Source organism: Bacillus fungorum (genome assembly GCF_002746455.1).
Lineage (GTDB): Bacteria > Bacillota > Bacilli > Bacillales > Bacillaceae_G > Bacillus_A > Bacillus_A fungorum.
Genome location: NZ_NWUW01000001.1, coordinates 77682 through 93119 on the forward strand (window position 1 = coordinate 77682; position 15438 = coordinate 93119).

Here is a 15438-nt window from a genome sequence, read left to right on the forward strand (position 1 = left end):
AAAGCTTTTATTAAGCTTTGGAAGTGCCGTAAAGGCCTTTAATGAGAGAGTGTATCTATTCACAGCTGTGAACAGGAAGGATGCGGGAATATGAATAGTGAACAATTAATTCAAGAAGCAATCGAAGCGCGTAAACAAGCGTACGTACCATATTCTAAATTTCAAGTAGGTGCAGCATTATTAACACCAGATGGAAAAGTGTATCGTGGATGTAATGTTGAGAATGCATCATATGGCTTATGTAACTGTGCAGAAAGAACAGCTTTATTTAAGGCGGTTTCTGAAGGAGATAAAGAGTTTGTAGCTATCGCGATTGTGGCGGATACAAAGCGTCCAGTACCTCCTTGTGGAGCATGTCGACAAGTTATGATAGAATTATGTAAACAGGATACGAAAGTATACCTATCAAATTTACATGGTGACGTTCAAGAGACGACAGTTGGAGAACTGTTACCAGGAGCATTTTTAGCGGAGGATTTACATGAATAGAAAAGGTTATAAATCAGGTTTTGTCTCTATTATTGGCAGACCGAATGTTGGGAAATCTACATTTTTAAATCGTATTATCGGCCAAAAAATTGCCATTATGAGTGACAAGCCACAAACAACTCGTAATAAAATTCAAGGCGTATATACAGAAAATGATTCACAAGTAATTTTCATTGATACACCAGGAATACATAAACCTAAACATAAGCTAGGCGACTTTATGGTGAAAATGGCTCAAACGACATTGAAAGAAGTTGATATTGTTCTATTTATGGTCAATGCAGTTGAAGGCTTTGGTCGTGGTGAGGAATTTATTATTGAGAAATTAAAAGAAACGAAACAACCAGTATTTTTAGTCATTAATAAAATTGACCAATTGCATCCAGAGCAGTTATTAGAGTTAATTGATCAATACCGCAAACTACATGAGTTTGCAGAGATTGTACCGATTTCTGCATTAGATGGTAATAATGTGGACGCTTTAATTGGAACGATTAAAAAGTATTTACCAGAAGGACCACAATACTACCCAGATAATCAAGTAACGGATCATCCGGAGAGATTTATTATTGCAGAGCTTATTCGTGAGAAAGTACTACATTTAACACGTGAAGAAGTGCCGCATTCTGTGGCTGTTGTTATCGATGCAATTCAAAAACGCGAAGGCGGGGCAGTTTATATTAATGCAACGATTGTTGTTGAACGTCCATCGCAAAAAGGGATTATCATCGGAAAACAAGGGAAGATGTTAAAAGAAGTTGGTAAGCGAGCTCGTTTTGATATCGAAGCATTACTTGGTTCTAAAGTATTTTTAGAAGTATGGGTAAAAGTGCAAAAAGATTGGCGTAATAAAATGTCTCAGCTTCGAGACCTTGGTTTCCGCGAAGACGAGTACTAAAATAGAGTAAAGCTGTAATCAGCGGATGTTTTGTTCATCCGCTGATTATTGGTTTTTATGAGTTTTGATAAATTAGGAAAAATTTTTCTCACATGAAAATGGACAAAATGGGTCAATTTAATAACAACAAAGGAAATTGGTTTATAGGCTACGCTTATTGAGAAAGGTGGATTCTTATGCTAGATTTTACCTGGAAGTTTTTCTCCAAAACAGGAAGCATTGAAACGTATTTGCTTTTGAAAGAAATGGAAAAAGACGTAAACGATGAGATGGATCAACATGAAGAGGAGCTAGCGCATCTAGACTCTCCAATTTCTTGACCCGTTTTGTTCAAACCTTGGATGGTGACGAACATGTTTCAAAAAGTTGAGGGCATCGTTATCCGTACGACAGATTACGGAGAAACGAACAAGATTGTTACAATATTCTCAAGAGAACTTGGTAAGGTAAGTGCAATGGCAAGAGGAGCGAAAAAACCGAAAAGCCGGTTAGCATCTGTTTCGCAACTTATGACACATGGTCATTTTCTTATTCAAATGGGATCTGGACTTGGAACCTTGCAACAAGGCGAGATTATTTCAACTATGAAAGAAATTCGCGAGGATATATTTTTAACTGCTTATGCATCATTTATTGTTGAGTTAACTGATAAAGCAACAGAAGATAAAAAACATAATCCATATTTATTTGAGATGTTATATCAAACGTTGCATTACATGTGTGAGGGTGTTGATTCAGAAGTATTATCATTAATTTATCAAACGAAAATGCTTCCGGTATTAGGGATGCGCCCGTACTTTGATACATGTGCGATTTGTCATCAAGAAACAGATTTTGTCGCCTTCTCTGTCCGGGAAGGCGGTTTTCTGTGCTCGCGTCATGCTGAGCAAGATCAGTATCGTATACCAGTGGGGGAAGCCGTTCATAAATTATTACGTCTTTTCTACCACTTCGATTTACATAGACTTGGCAATGTATCAGTGAAGGATAGCACAAAAAAACAAATGCGTTTAGTGTTGAATACATATTATGATGAATATTGCGGGATTTATTTGAAATCAAGACGTTTCTTAGAACAACTTGATAAGTTTCAAATATAATTTGGGGCCATATATGGTCCTTTTTACATCCTATCTTTTTCGAATAGCATATTTAGTATATAATATTTAAGAGATAGTATAACTTTTTTCGTTGTGCATTAAAGGTGGTGATTATCATAGAGCTGAATAAACGGCAGGAACATATCATTCAGATTGTAAAAGATCACGGTCCTATTACAGGGGAGTCAATTGCTGCGCAATTGGGATTAACACGTGCAACGCTAAGACCAGACTTAGCAATTTTAACGATGGCTGGTTATTTAGAAGCGCGTCCACGCGTAGGTTATTTTTATACGGGAAAAACTGGGGGACAGCTATTATCTGAAGCTGTTAAGAAAATTAAAGTACAAGATTATCAATCTAGACCAGTTGTAATTGATAAAAATGTATCAGTATACGATGCAATTTGTACGATGTTTTTAGAGGATGTAGGTACATTATTCGTTGTAGATCAATCGACTCTATTAGTTGGTGTTGTATCTCGTAAAGATTTATTACGAGCTAGCTTAGGAAAGCAGGATTTAACCTCTCTTCCGGTTAATATTATCATGACAAGGATGCCAAACATTGCGATGTGTCGTAGGGAAAATTCTTTATATGATATTGCGATGGAATTAATAGAAAGACAGATTGATGCGATGCCAGTTGTAAAAGATACGAAACAAGGTTTAGAAGTGATTGGACGAATTACAAAAACAAATATTACACGTGCGTTTGTAAACTTAGTAAATAACGAATAAGTGTAATTTGTTTAAAGTGAGGTAATGTAATGGATAATAAAATCGTATATGTCGTATCTGACTCTGTCGGAGAAACGGCTGATTTGGTTGTTCGAGCAGCAATGGGGCAATTCCCATTTGCTCCTGATATTAGACGTGTACCGTATGTAGAAGATACAGGGACATTAAAAGAAGTGATTTCGATTGCTAAGAGCAATCAAGCGCTTATTTGTTTTACGTTAGTAAAACCTGACATGCGTCAGTATTTAGTGACAGAGGCTGCAAAAGAAGGCGTAGAGGCATATGATATTATCGGGCCTCTGATCGATCAAATTGAAGAAATTACAGGGCAAGTGCCGAGATATGAACCGGGTGTTGTTCGTAGATTAGATGAAGAATATTTTAAAAAGATTGAAGCAATTGAGTTTGCTGTAAAGTATGATGATGGTAGAGATGCACGTGGTATTTTAAAAGCAGATATCGTGTTGATTGGGATTTCGCGCACATCAAAAACACCACTTTCTCAATATTTAGCTCATAACAAACGTTTGAAAGTTGCCAATGTACCACTCGTGCCAGAGGTAGATCCGCCTGAAGAATTATATCAAGTGGCTAAAGAAAAATGCTTCGGTTTGAAAATTACGCCAGATAAGTTGAATCATATTCGAAAAGAGCGATTGAAATCACTTGGACTAAGTGACGGTGCAACATATGCCAATATTAATCGTATTAAAGAAGAAATTGATCACTTTGAGAATGTAGTTGGTAAAATAAATTGTCAAGTAATTGATGTATCGAATAAAGCGATTGAAGAAACAGCTAACATTATTGTGAATGCAGTGCAAAACCAAAAAATGTTTTAGCACATTTACCAAAGGTGAATGTGCTTTTTTCGCTCGTGAGAAACACAATGCCTGTTGATTTCGTAATAGATGATAGCGGAGTGGTTATACTTATATTCTTCTGTCTTTTTATTATGTTAAAGGCGAGGTTTCGTTATCCTGAAATAGAAGATGAAAAAATAAAGGGATATGTAGCGTAGTTGAAGAAAATATATTATAATAAAAAATTGTGATAAAAACCTATATTTTACGTTTAGACTTTAATTTTTCAGAATAAACTAGGGATAGGATTTAAGAAAAGACATGTAATTACGTTAAATCGACAAAATCTATACAAGAAAACGCACATTATGGAAGGATTCGCAGAAGGGATGTAGAATACAGAAATATGCAAAACATCAATATGGTATGAGTTGATGCAGATGCATATCCTGTGAAGGCTGAAAATTGTGCAAGTTGGAACGAAATGTCATGTCGAAATTTTGTTTGTCACATCTTATGCTCATTGTTTAAGGAAGCGGCAAGGAAAATTGGATCTATGCAGATACTGAATAAGCTAAAGTTGATTTCTTTATATGTATCAACATGCAAAAGAAACAGATCTCGTGATCACATAGGATATGGTGCTTGCTAGTCTTCTTGTAAAAAATGCATATGTATTGTCTCTAGGAGGTACATTTGTAACAGATGAGCAAATGGATACAATTTTATATAGTAGGTACGTATCTGCGAAGTTACGCAGAAAAGGGTCTGCAAAATCGTTTGATAACGTGATCGACAACACTTTCTAATAAGTTTAGAAAAAATATTGTCGAATTATAAAGGAATTTTTAAATTTATATCGAATACAAATTACGACACGGAGATGGAGTTATGGGGAACAGAATTCCCGAAGAAGTTGTTGAACAGATTCGGACGTCATCCGATATTGTAGAAGTGATTGGTGAATACGTTCAACTTAGAAAACAGGGGCGTAACTATTTCGGCCTTTGTCCATTTCATGGTGAGAATTCTCCTTCATTTTCTGTTTCATCTGATAAGCAAATTTTTCATTGCTTCGGATGTGGAGAAGGTGGAAATGTATTTTCCTTTCTAATGAAAATGGAAGGACTGGCTTTTACTGAGGCTGTTCAAAAGCTAGGTGAAAGAAATGGAATTGCGGTTGCAGAGTATACATCAGGGCAAGGACAACAAGAAGACATATCTGATGACACTGTCATCATGCAACAGGCTCATGAACTTTTGAAAAAGTATTATCATCATTTATTAGTAAATACAGAAGAAGGAAATGAAGCACTTTCGTATTTGTTAAAACGTGGTATTACAAAAGAGATGATTGAGAAGTTTGAAATTGGTTATGCGTCACCTGCTTGGGATGCAGCAACGAAAATTTTACAAAAAAGAGGTTTATCGCTATCAAGTATGGAACAAGCTGGTCTTCTCATAAGAAGCGAGAAGGATGGTAGTCATTATGATCGCTTCCGTGGAAGAGTTATGTTTCCAATCTATACGTTACAAGGTAAAGTGATAGCGTTTAGTGGAAGGGCGCTAGGAGATGACACTCCGAAATATTTAAATAGCCCAGAAACACCGATTTTTCACAAAAGTAAATTGTTGTATAACTTCCACCAAGCAAGGCCGTTTATTAGAAAACGTGGGCAAGTGGTCCTTTTTGAAGGGTATGCTGACGTACTAGCTGCGGTAAAAAGTGGTGTGGAAGAAGCTGTTGCGACAATGGGAACAGCTTTAACTGAAGAACAAGCAAAACTTCTGCGACGTAACGTTGAAACTGTTGTTCTTTGCTATGATGGTGATAAAGCAGGGCGAGAAGCGACGATGAAAGCAGGGCAATTATTGTTGCAAGTTGGTTGCCAAGTGAAAGTTACATCCTTGCCAGATAAGCTTGATCCTGATGAATATGTGCAACAATATGGGACAACTGCTTTTGAAAATCTTGTGAAATCAAGTATAAGTTTTGTTGGTTTTAAAATAAATTATTTGCGTTTAGGGAAAAATTTGCAAGATGAGTCGGGCAAAGAAGAGTATGTGAAAAGTGTTTTAAAAGAGTTATCGTTGTTACAAGATGCGATGCAGGCAGAATCATATTTGAAGTCATTATCGCAAGAATTTTCGTATTCAATGGAAACACTTTTGAATCAATTGCACCAATATCGCAAAGAACAAAAGGTACAGCAAAAACAAGTAAAGCAGGTTTCTAAGCCGTCTCAAATTGTTCAAACAAAACCGAAGTTAACAGGTTTTGAAAGGGCAGAAAGAGAAATTATTTACCATATGTTGCAAAGTCCAGAAGTGGCCGTTCGTATGGAATCCCACATAGAAGATTTTCATACAGAAGAACATAAAGGGATTTTATATGAACTATACGCATATTATGAAAAGGGAAATGAACCTTCAGTCGGAACATTTTTAAGTTGGCTCTCTGATGAAAAGTTGAAAAATATTATTACTGATATTTCGACGGATGAATTTATTAATCCAGAATACACAGAAGAAGTGTTACAAGGCCATTTGGAGACGCTTAGACGTCATCAAGAAAAACTTGAAAAGATGGAAATCATCTTCAAGATAAAACAAATGGAAAAAACAGATCCTGTAGAGGCTGCTAAATATTATGTAGCATATTTACAAAATCAAAAAGCGAGAAAATAGCTTTTTTGATAAATTTTTAGTATAATGAATGTTTGTATCTCGCGTAAGGAGGGGAACAGATGGCTGACAAACCAGCTCGTTCTAAACAAATTGAAACTGAAATGACCCTTGAGCAAGTGAAAGAACAACTCACTGAGCTCGGAAAAAAACGTGGCGTTCTTACATATGAAGAGATTGCAGAACGCATGAATGGATTTGAAATTGAATCCGATCAAATGGATGAATACTATGAATATTTAGGTGAACAAGGGATTGACTTAGTTGGCGACAATGACAACGACGAAGGCCCTAATAATCGCCAAATAGCAAAATCGGAAGAAGAATTCGACCTCAATGATTTAAGTGTACCACCGGGGGTTAAAATCAACGATCCTGTTCGTATGTATTTAAAAGAAATTGGTCGTGTAGATTTACTATCTGCAGAAGAAGAAATTCGACTTGCAACGCGTATTGAAGAAGGCGATGAAGAAGCGAAACGTCGTCTTGCAGAAGCAAACTTACGTCTTGTAGTAAGTATTGCAAAGCGCTACGTGGGCCGTGGTATGCTTTTCTTAGACTTAATCCAAGAAGGGAATATGGGTCTAATTAAAGCGGTTGAAAAGTTCGATTATCGTAAAGGTTTCAAATTTAGTACGTATGCAACTTGGTGGATTCGCCAAGCAATTACACGTGCGATTGCAGACCAAGCAAGAACAATTCGTATCCCAGTTCATATGGTTGAAACGATTAATAAGTTAATTCGTGTACAACGTCAATTATTACAAGATTTAGGACGTGAACCATCTCCTGAAGAGATTGGTGAAGAAATGGATCTTGCTCCAGAAAAAGTACGTGAAATCTTGAAAATTGCACAGGAGCCAGTTTCTCTTGAAACACCGATTGGTGAAGAAGATGACTCCCATTTAGGTGATTTCATTGAAGACCAAGAAGCAACATCGCCTGCGGACCATGCAGCGTATGAATTGCTAAAAGAACAATTAGAAGATGTGTTAGATACACTAACAGATCGTGAAGAAAATGTTCTACGTCTTCGTTTTGGTTTAGATGATGGACGAACTCGTACGCTTGAAGAAGTTGGGAAAGTATTCGGCGTAACGAGAGAACGTATCCGTCAAATTGAAGCAAAAGCACTTCGTAAATTGAGACATCCAAGCCGTAGTAAGCGTCTTAAGGATTTCTTAGAATAGGCTACCTTTAAGTTTACTTCACCTTTGTGAAGTAAACTTTTTTATTTTGTTAATTTTTGTTAAACTTTAGCTGTCAGCAACGATTACAATTTCTTGTAATTTATTTTACAGAATTGTCTTTTGATTTGCAAATGCTCATTTTTCGATTTTTCGATTAATTTTGTTTATTCTATACAAAAATATATGTAGAAAAGTGAAAAATATGATGAGAAACGTTAATAATTATCGAAATAATAAGCGATATAACAATAAAAAACAATAAACTGAATTTATGGAATATTTTTAACGATTAGTAGTTTACTCTTTTCTGATAGAGCGTTTTCAAGTACAATGGAAATGACTGAATCATCTAACTATTTAGGGGTATAGAGGGGGGAGAAGAGATATGAAACGTAATCCGCTGATTCCGTTCGCTCTTATTGCAGCATTGGGTATTATCGTTATGTTTGTATTTTCATTTCAGGGGCTAAATAAATCTAAAGAGTTAGCTGATGCAAAAAATGGCGGGAAGCCAGCACAAACAGCATCAAAGCCAGAGGATATTGTGAAGCAAAGTTGTACGAGCTGCCACGGTGATCAGTTACAAGGGGCGGTAGGACCTAATTTACAAAAAATTGGTGGGAAACTTTCAAAGGATGAAATTAAAGAAATTCTTTCGAAAGGAAAAGGAAATATGCCACCGAATATAGTTCCAGCTGATCAAGCCGCTAAAGTAGCTGATTGGTTATCGAAGAAAAAATAAAGTTCCGTATTACAAGCCTTTTGCTTATGCAAGGGGCTTGTTTTTCTATATTTTCTAAAATACGATGAATGATAGAGATGTGAATTGTTGTTATGGGCTTGCAACAACTACTATAAATTCATTATCATGGAGACAGACTGACAAGAGAAGGAGTAATGGAAATACATGAATGAAGTAAAGCTTTCAAAACGATTAGAAGAAGTTGTGCGTGAAATACCAGTAGGATCTACAGTTGCTGATATTGGATCGGATCATGCGTATTTACCGTGTTATACAATTATAAATAATATTGCTACAAAAGCAGTCGCAGGAGAAGTTGTAGATGGACCATTTCGCTCTGCGCAAGCAACTGTAGCTGAAAGTGGTTTACAAGATAAAGTAAATGTGCGTAAAGGGAATGGATTAGCTGTTATCGCGCCAGGAGAAGTAGATGTAATTACGGTTGCTGGAATGGGCGGAGCGTTAATTCGTGATATTTTAGAAAGTGGTAAAGAAAAATTAGAAGGTGTAACACGTTTAATTTTACAGCCGAATATTGCAGCGCATCACATTCGTGAATGGTTTATTGAGAATGGATGGGAGCTTATCCATGAAAAAATCGTAAAAGAAGATGGGAAAATTTATGAGATTTTAGTAGGGGAACGAGGAAATATCGCGATTCCTTATTCTGAAAATAAACAAGCTGAATTGTTTATGGGACCATTTTTAATAAAAGAAAAAAGTGAAGCTTTCGTTGAAAAGTGGGAAGGAGAATTGAAAAACTTCCAAAATATTTTAAAGCAGTTAGAACGTGCGGCTGATTCTGAAGAAACAAAAGCGAAGCGTGCGGAAGTAGAAGCGAAAATGAAAATGATAGGGGAGGTTTTATCATGAGTAAAATTCCAAATGGCCATGAAATTATTTCTTTATTTGAAAGTATGTATCCAAAGCATTTGGCGATGGAAGGAGATAAGATTGGGCTGCAAATTGGAGCGCTTAATAAACCTGTGCAACACGTATTAATTGCGTTAGATGTAACGGAAGAAGTTGTGGATGAAGCAATTCAATTAGGAGCGAATGTCATTATTGCGCATCACCCTTTAATCTTTAACCCGCTAAAAGCGATTCATACAGATAAGGCGTATGGAAAAATTATTGAAAAGTGTATGAAAAATGATATTGCAATCTATGCCGCACATACAAATGTGGATGTTGCTAAGGGTGGGGTAAATGATTTACTTGCTGAGGCGTTAGGATTACAAAATACAGAAGTTTTGGCACCAACATATGCAGAAGAAATGAAAAAAATTGTTGTGTTTGTGCCTGAAACTCATGCAGAAGAAGTAAGAAAAGCATTAGGAGATGCAGGTGCTGGTCATATCGGCAATTATAGCCACTGTACGTTTAGCAGTGAGGGTACAGGCATGTTTATACCTCAAAAGGGGACAAATCCTTATATCGGGGAAACTGGGCAGTTAGAACGCGTAGAAGAAGTGCGAATCGAAACGATTATTCCAGCTTCATTACAGCGAAAAGTGATTAAAGCAATGGTAACGGCACATCCATATGAAGAAGTAGCATATGATGTGTATCCACTTGATAATAAAGGTGAAATATTAGGGCTTGGAAAAATAGGATATTTACAAGAAGAAATGACACTTGGACAGTTTGCGGAACATGTAAAGAAATCATTAGATGTAAAGGGTGCGCGAGTTGTTGGAAAATTAGATGATAAAGTGCGCAAAGTAGCTGTACTTGGTGGCGATGGTAACAAATACATCAATCAAGCTAAATTTAAAGGAGCAGATGTATTTGTAACGGGGGACATGTATTATCATGTGGCTCATGATGCGATGATGCTCGGTTTAAATATAGTTGATCCAGGACATAACGTTGAAAAGGTAATGAAGCAAGGTGTACAAAAGCAATTACAAGAAAAAGTAGATGCAAAGAAACTCAATGTACAAATTCATGCTTCGCAGTTACATACAGATCCATTTACATTTGTATAAGAAATAAAAACCGTTGCTTGTATAGGCAACGGTTTTTATTATTGTTCTTTTTTCACTTTTACACGAGGTAATATTTTTTGTAACGGTACTTTTCGAACTCTCTCCCACGTAGCGGGATTCATTGGATCATATTGCTCTAAGAAAGCAATAACTTCTTTTGTAATTGGTGTTGGAGTAGAAGCGCCTGCTGTAACAGCTACGTTTTCTACACCTTGTAGCCATTCTAATCTGATTTCACTTACGTCTGCAACGCGGTATGCTTTCGTACCAGCGATTTCTTGTGATACTTGTGCTAAACGGTTTGAGTTGTTACTTTTCGGATCACCAACAACAATTGTTAAGTCTGCAACATCAGCTTGTTTAGCAACGGCTTCTTGGCGAACTTGAGTTGCTAAACAAATTTCCTTATGGAACTCTGCTGTTGGGAATTTCTTCTGAATGTCTTCCATTAAATGTTGAACATCCCATTGGCTCATTGTTGTTTGATTCGTAACTAAAATTTTATCCGTTGGGATTTCTAATGTTTTTAAATCATCAGCTCTTTCGATAAGATGAACGATGTCAGGTGCAATACCAACCGCGCCTTCTGGTTCTGGATGATTTTTCTTGCCGATATAAATAACGTGGTAACCTTCAGCTTTTTTTGCTTCAATAAGGTCGTGTGTTTTTGTAACATCTGGACAAGTGGCATCAATTGTTGTTAAACCTTTTTCTTTTGCACGTTGTTTAACTTCTGGAGAAACACCGTGTGCAGTGAAAATAACAGTACCAGAATCGATTTTATCTAAAATTTCTAATCGACTTGGACCGTCTAATGTAATGATGCCATCTTCTTCGAATGCATCTGTTACATGTTTGTTGTGAACAATCATACCTAAAATATAAATAGGTCTTGGTAATGATGTATCTAATGCGGCGTTACGTGCAATAACCATCGCATCCACAACACCGTAGCAATAACCACGAGGGGAAATTTTAACAATTTTCATATGAGTAATCCTCTCCTTCTATAAACAAGGGATACTTTTGTGCATAGTCTTTTACATTATAAAGGAGGAGTGGATAGAAAACAAAGGATTGTTACACATACAGTTTTGGTTTTGTTGCTATTTTTTGAACGGGCTCCTCTCGTACTTCTTTTTCTATGGCTGGCTCAATCACTATTTTTTTTCTTTTTCTTTTTTTTTGTGGAGGAGGTGGAGTTGCTACCTCAACCTTTTCTGTTAAATCTTCGGCTGGATCTTCTTCCGTACTTTTTCCAGAGGTGAGGATTTTAACAATGCTTGGTAGGTTACGCATAATGGGACCGTACTGTTCGACAACAGGGCTTACAGATTGAACGACTTGGGATACTTTTTCGATATTGTTTATCATATTAGTTGGATTCGAAATTAAATTTGCAAAAAAACTGCCGATACCACCGCTTGATGCTGCTGTAGTTGCTGCACCGCCGCGTGTTTCGTTTGATTCATACATTTGAGGGGGGATCATTTGCTCGGGATGCTGCTGCATGTATGGTTGATATTGATGTGAGTATTGATGTGGGTATTGTTGTTGATATTGGGGTGGCGGTTGCTGGTGTTGGTGCATCATTGGCGGCTGCCCTTCTATTTGTCGATAAGGCGGAACCATTTGCATGAAAGGTTCGGTTGGATCGTGTTTTTTAAAGAGTTTAGCAAGGAATCCCTTCTTTTTTTGTGCCATCGGTGGTAGTTGTGGAATTGGATATGGTGTATAAGGTTGTTGGCCTGGATTCGGATACATTTGTCTTACAGGAGATTTTGGAAACATGTGAGAAATCCTCCTTTCTTCAGTTAGGTATATACACATACAATATGCAATAAGAGGGAAGAAGGTTAGTTTTTGAAGTGAAAACCTAAACTAAAGATGGATTTTACTTGTAGACTTCGATATAATGTAGACTTGACTGATTTGTGCGCGCAGTAGAAATTTAGAAAGAAGGTGTAACTTATGACACAACAAACTTTTACACAGTATGATTTTAAACCATTTTTAATAGATGCAGTTCGTGAACTACGCTTTACAGAGCCGACAGGAATTCAACAGAAAATTTTCCCGGTCGTGAAAAAAGGTGTAAGTGTAATTGGACAATCCCAAACAGGTTCTGGGAAAACACATGCATACTTACTTCCTACATTAAACAGAATTAATCCAAATCGTGAAGAAGTACAACTTGTTATTACAGCGCCTACTCGTGAGTTAGCACAACAAATTTACGAAGAAATCGTGAAATTAACAAAGTTCTGTGCGGAAGATCAAATAATTACAGCACGTTGTTTAATTGGTGGAACTGATAAACAACGATCAATTGAAAAGTTGAAAAAACAACCTCATATTGTAGTTGGAACACCAGGACGTATTAAAGACTTAGTAGAAGCACAAGCGCTATTTGTTCATAAAGCAAATACGATTATTGTCGATGAAGCAGACTTAATGCTTGATATGGGATTCATTCATGATGTAGACAAAATTGCAGCACGCATGCCTAAAAACTTGCAAATGTTAGTTTTCTCTGCAACAATTCCTCAAAAACTAAAACCGTTTCTGAAGAAATATATGGAGAATCCAGAGCATATTCATATCAATCCCAAACAAGTTGCAGCTGGAAACATTGAACACTATTTAGTGCCTTCTAAACATCGTAACAAAATTGATTTAGTGAATAAAATGCTACTTCAATTTAAACCATATTTAGCAGTTGTTTTCACGAATACGAAAAAGATGGCAGACCAAGTTGCTGATGGATTAATGGAACGCGGCTTAAAAGTTGGACGAATTCACGGAGATTTATCACCACGTGATCGTAAAAAAATGATGAAACAAATTCGTGACCTTGAATTCCAATATATTGTTGCGACTGATTTAGCAGCACGTGGTATTGATATTGAAGGGATTAGCCATGTTATTAACTATGAGCTACCATCAGATTTAGATTTCTTCGTTCACCGCGTTGGAAGAACAGCACGTGCGGGGCATTCTGGTATTGCAGTGACGATTTATGATCCAGCAAACGAAGAAGCGTTAGATAGCTTAGAAAAACAACGTCATATCGAGTTTAAACATGTAGATTTACGTGGAGATGAGTGGGCGGATTTAGGTGAGCGTCGTCGTCGTAAGAGCCGTAAAAAACCAAATGACGAACTTGATGTTATGGCAACGAAAGTTATTAAAAAACCGAAAAAAGTAAAACCAAACTATAAACGTAAACTTGCAACAGAACGTGACAAAGTGAAGAAAAAATATAGCAATAAAAAAAGATAAGGGGTTTCCCTTATCTTTTTTTTATCCCGCTATTTGTGAGAGGTGTAATCAATATGGATAGAAAATATTGATTAAAGTTTCACTTAATCCAGCTAATTTAAATGAAGAGTATAGTCTGTTTAAATAGTCATATGAATTTGTGTAGTGCGTTTTTTGTGAACAAACAATTCACTACATATTTCTACAAATTATGCTATCATTATATCTATTGTATATTGAAGAGGTGATTGTATGTTAAAGATTGGATCTCATGTTTCTATGAGTGGTAAGAAAATGTTATTAGCAGCAAGTGAAGAGGCTGTTTCATACGGTGCAACGACGTTTATGATTTATACAGGTGCACCGCAAAATACAAGAAGAAAACCAATTGAAGAATTGAACATAGAAGCAGGAAGAAAACATATGGAACTAAACGGTATTGAGGAAATTATCGTACATGCTCCATATATTATTAATGTTGGAAATACGACGAAGCCAGAAACATTCCAATTAGGTGTAGACTTCCTTCGCATGGAAATTGAAAGAACATCAGCATTAGGTGTGGCGAAACAAATCGTCCTTCACCCAGGTGCGCACGTTGGTGCAGGAGCGGATGCTGGTATTCAACAAATTATTAAAGGGCTTAATGAAGTATTAACGCCAGAGCAGACGGTTAATATTGCGTTAGAAACGATGGCAGGAAAAGGAACAGAATGCGGTCGTAGCTTTGAAGAAATTGCAAAGATTATTGATGGTGTAAAATATAATGAAAAACTATCAGTATGCTTTGATACTTGTCATACGCACGATGCAGGATACGATATTGTAAATGACTTTGACGGTGTATTAAACGAATTTGATAAGATTGTTGGTATTGATCGTTTGCAAGTACTTCATATTAATGATAGTAAAAATGTACGCGGCGCAGGAAAGGACCGTCATGAAAATATCGGTTTCGGTCATATCGGTTATAAAGCGTTGCATCATATTGTCCATCATCCGCAGTTAATGCACGTACCAAAAATTCTTGAAACGCCATATGTAGGTGAAGATAAAAAAGATAAGAAGCCGCCATATAAACTAGAAATCGAAATGTTGAAAAATGGTACTTTTGATGAAGGAATTCTTGAGAAAATTAAAGCACAATAAGCAATAAGGAGGGGATTTTCCCCTCCTTATTTTAGTAGTTGTTGAAATAAAGTATTTACTTGTTGGGCGGTAGCAGGGGAGGTTACTTTTGCTATTTGTTTTAAGAGCTCTAGTCGTTCGTCATTATCGTAAATATTAATGTTCTTTCCTTTCATAAGTACAACAATTTTATCAGCTTGTGCAGTTGTAATTGGAACTTCATATTCTTTACTATATTTCAATAACTCTTTTGTAGAAATATGATTTAATTTTTTATTTACAAGTTGTTTAATGAGGTTCATCGAGTTATCCTCCTTCACACGTTCTTCTATCGAAATATATGAGTACGTAGCTTGTACATATTCGTATGGAGTTTCTTTTTTCATGAGAAAAAGAAGCGTATGTTATAAT

At 36.4% G+C, this 15438-nt stretch carries 17 protein-coding genes; 14 read left to right on the forward strand and 3 right to left on the reverse strand.

The window, feature by feature from the left end; translation table 11 throughout:
* The first annotated feature begins 90 nt into the window (after positions 1 to 90).
* From CO726_RS00445 to CO726_RS00500, 12 genes are all read left to right on the forward strand, one after another.
* Positions 91 to 489, forward strand: coding sequence for a cytidine deaminase (locus tag CO726_RS00445; RefSeq protein WP_098760889.1), 399 nt, complete (start codon positions 91 to 93; stop codon positions 487 to 489).
* Complete coding sequence (gene era, locus CO726_RS00450; protein ID WP_048531222.1) at positions 482 to 1387, forward strand: GTPase Era; 906 nt, start codon at positions 482 to 484, stop codon at positions 1385 to 1387. The genes CO726_RS00445 and era overlap by 8 nt, the downstream gene beginning before the upstream one ends.
* A gap of 176 nt (positions 1388 to 1563) precedes the next feature.
* On the forward strand, positions 1564 to 1707 hold the full coding sequence (locus CO726_RS00455) for a YqzL family protein (protein ID WP_000883924.1): 144 nt from the start codon (positions 1564 to 1566) through the stop codon (positions 1705 to 1707).
* A 33-nt stretch (positions 1708 to 1740) separates the two neighbouring features.
* Positions 1741 to 2487, forward strand: a complete 747-nt coding sequence (gene recO, locus CO726_RS00460; protein ID WP_063222930.1) for a DNA repair protein RecO — start codon at positions 1741 to 1743, stop codon at positions 2485 to 2487.
* A gap of 107 nt (positions 2488 to 2594) precedes the next feature.
* Positions 2595 to 3227: a transcriptional regulator CcpN gene (gene ccpN / locus CO726_RS00465; protein WP_099683232.1), complete on the forward strand. Its 633-nt coding sequence runs from the start codon at positions 2595 to 2597 to the stop codon at positions 3225 to 3227.
* 29 nt (positions 3228 to 3256) lie between these two features.
* Positions 3257 to 4069: a pyruvate, water dikinase regulatory protein gene (locus CO726_RS00470; RefSeq protein ID WP_060632300.1), complete on the forward strand. Its 813-nt coding sequence runs from the start codon at positions 3257 to 3259 to the stop codon at positions 4067 to 4069.
* 599 nt (positions 4070 to 4668) lie between these two features.
* The gene (locus tag CO726_RS32925) at positions 4669 to 4839 is read left to right on the forward strand and encodes a DUF188 domain-containing protein (protein ID WP_220389081.1); all 171 of its coding nucleotides are present in this window, start codon (positions 4669 to 4671) and stop codon (positions 4837 to 4839) included.
* Between the two features lie 82 nt (positions 4840 to 4921).
* Positions 4922 to 6718, forward strand: coding sequence for a DNA primase (gene dnaG, locus CO726_RS00480; RefSeq protein ID WP_000528216.1), 1797 nt, complete (start codon positions 4922 to 4924; stop codon positions 6716 to 6718).
* Positions 6719 to 6777: 59 nt separating this feature from the next.
* Positions 6778 to 7905: an RNA polymerase sigma factor RpoD gene (gene rpoD / locus CO726_RS00485; protein ID WP_000764060.1), complete on the forward strand. Its 1128-nt coding sequence runs from the start codon at positions 6778 to 6780 to the stop codon at positions 7903 to 7905.
* A 385-nt stretch (positions 7906 to 8290) separates the two neighbouring features.
* Positions 8291 to 8647 carry a cytochrome c550 gene (gene cccA / locus CO726_RS00490; RefSeq protein ID WP_000828145.1) on the forward strand — a complete coding sequence of 119 codons (357 nt, stop codon included), beginning with the start codon at positions 8291 to 8293 and terminating at the stop codon, positions 8645 to 8647.
* A gap of 165 nt (positions 8648 to 8812) precedes the next feature.
* Positions 8813 to 9520 carry a tRNA (adenine(22)-N(1))-methyltransferase gene (locus CO726_RS00495; protein WP_099682987.1) on the forward strand — a complete coding sequence of 236 codons (708 nt, stop codon included), beginning with the start codon at positions 8813 to 8815 and terminating at the stop codon, positions 9518 to 9520.
* Entirely contained in the window at positions 9517 to 10638 is a 1122-nt protein-coding gene (locus tag CO726_RS00500) for a Nif3-like dinuclear metal center hexameric protein (protein ID WP_099682988.1), read from the forward strand. Before CO726_RS00495 ends, CO726_RS00500 begins: the two co-directional genes overlap by 4 nt.
* Before the next feature lie 38 nt (positions 10639 to 10676).
* Here the strand turns inward: CO726_RS00500 and CO726_RS00505 are convergent, their stop codons facing one another.
* Together CO726_RS00505 and vrrA are read right to left on the reverse strand one after the other, a co-directional pair.
* Positions 10677 to 11627 carry a 4-hydroxy-3-methylbut-2-enyl diphosphate reductase gene (locus CO726_RS00505; protein WP_099682989.1) on the reverse strand — a complete coding sequence of 317 codons (951 nt, stop codon included), beginning with the start codon at positions 11625 to 11627 and terminating at the stop codon, positions 10677 to 10679.
* A 91-nt stretch (positions 11628 to 11718) separates the two neighbouring features.
* Positions 11719 to 12429, reverse strand: a complete 711-nt coding sequence (gene vrrA, locus CO726_RS00510; protein ID WP_099682990.1) for a VrrA/YqfQ family protein — start codon at positions 12427 to 12429, stop codon at positions 11719 to 11721.
* A 180-nt stretch (positions 12430 to 12609) separates the two neighbouring features.
* On the opposite strand from vrrA, the gene CO726_RS00515 reads away from it, so the two are divergent.
* Both CO726_RS00515 and CO726_RS00520 read left to right on the forward strand, forming a co-directional pair.
* On the forward strand, positions 12610 to 13920 hold the full coding sequence (locus CO726_RS00515; RefSeq protein ID WP_099682991.1) for a DEAD/DEAH box helicase: 1311 nt from the start codon (positions 12610 to 12612) through the stop codon (positions 13918 to 13920).
* 231 nt (positions 13921 to 14151) lie between these two features.
* Entirely contained in the window at positions 14152 to 15048 is an 897-nt protein-coding gene (locus tag CO726_RS00520) for a deoxyribonuclease IV (protein ID WP_000912459.1), read from the forward strand.
* 26 nt (positions 15049 to 15074) lie between these two features.
* On the opposite strand, the gene CO726_RS00525 is transcribed toward CO726_RS00520, so the two are convergent.
* The gene (locus CO726_RS00525) at positions 15075 to 15329 is read right to left on the reverse strand and encodes a DUF2624 domain-containing protein (protein ID WP_071726639.1); all 255 of its coding nucleotides are present in this window, start codon (positions 15327 to 15329) and stop codon (positions 15075 to 15077) included.
* Positions 15330 to 15438: the final 109 nt, after the last annotated feature.

Excerpts from the sequence above, each read along its gene's own strand:
- CO726_RS00445 (WP_098760889.1), top strand. The coding sequence starts at position 91 with ATGAATAGTGAACAATTAATTCAAGAAGCAATCGAAGCGCGTAAACAA.
- CO726_RS00505 (WP_099682989.1), bottom strand. The coding sequence starts at position 11,627 with ATGAAAATTGTTAAAATTTCCCCTCGTGGTTATTGCTACGGTGTTGTG.
- CO726_RS00455 (WP_000883924.1), top strand. The coding sequence starts at position 1,564 with ATGCTAGATTTTACCTGGAAGTTTTTCTCCAAAACAGGAAGCATTGAA.
- rpoD (WP_000764060.1), top strand. The coding sequence starts at position 6,778 with ATGGCTGACAAACCAGCTCGTTCTAAACAAATTGAAACTGAAATGACC.
- CO726_RS00470 (WP_060632300.1), top strand. The coding sequence starts at position 3,257 with ATGGATAATAAAATCGTATATGTCGTATCTGACTCTGTCGGAGAAACG.
- recO (WP_063222930.1), top strand. The coding sequence starts at position 1,741 with ATGTTTCAAAAAGTTGAGGGCATCGTTATCCGTACGACAGATTACGGA.
- CO726_RS32925 (WP_220389081.1), top strand. The coding sequence starts at position 4,669 with ATGGTGCTTGCTAGTCTTCTTGTAAAAAATGCATATGTATTGTCTCTA.
- CO726_RS00500 (WP_099682988.1), top strand. The coding sequence starts at position 9,517 with ATGAGTAAAATTCCAAATGGCCATGAAATTATTTCTTTATTTGAAAGT.
- CO726_RS00520 (WP_000912459.1), top strand. The coding sequence starts at position 14,152 with ATGTTAAAGATTGGATCTCATGTTTCTATGAGTGGTAAGAAAATGTTA.
- CO726_RS00495 (WP_099682987.1), top strand. The coding sequence starts at position 8,813 with ATGAATGAAGTAAAGCTTTCAAAACGATTAGAAGAAGTTGTGCGTGAA.
- cccA (WP_000828145.1), top strand. The coding sequence starts at position 8,291 with ATGAAACGTAATCCGCTGATTCCGTTCGCTCTTATTGCAGCATTGGGT.
- CO726_RS00515 (WP_099682991.1), top strand. The coding sequence starts at position 12,610 with ATGACACAACAAACTTTTACACAGTATGATTTTAAACCATTTTTAATA.
- dnaG (WP_000528216.1), top strand. The coding sequence starts at position 4,922 with ATGGGGAACAGAATTCCCGAAGAAGTTGTTGAACAGATTCGGACGTCA.
- era (WP_048531222.1), top strand. The coding sequence starts at position 482 with ATGAATAGAAAAGGTTATAAATCAGGTTTTGTCTCTATTATTGGCAGA.
- CO726_RS00525 (WP_071726639.1), bottom strand. The coding sequence starts at position 15,329 with ATGAACCTCATTAAACAACTTGTAAATAAAAAATTAAATCATATTTCT.
- vrrA (WP_099682990.1), bottom strand. The coding sequence starts at position 12,429 with ATGTTTCCAAAATCTCCTGTAAGACAAATGTATCCGAATCCAGGCCAA.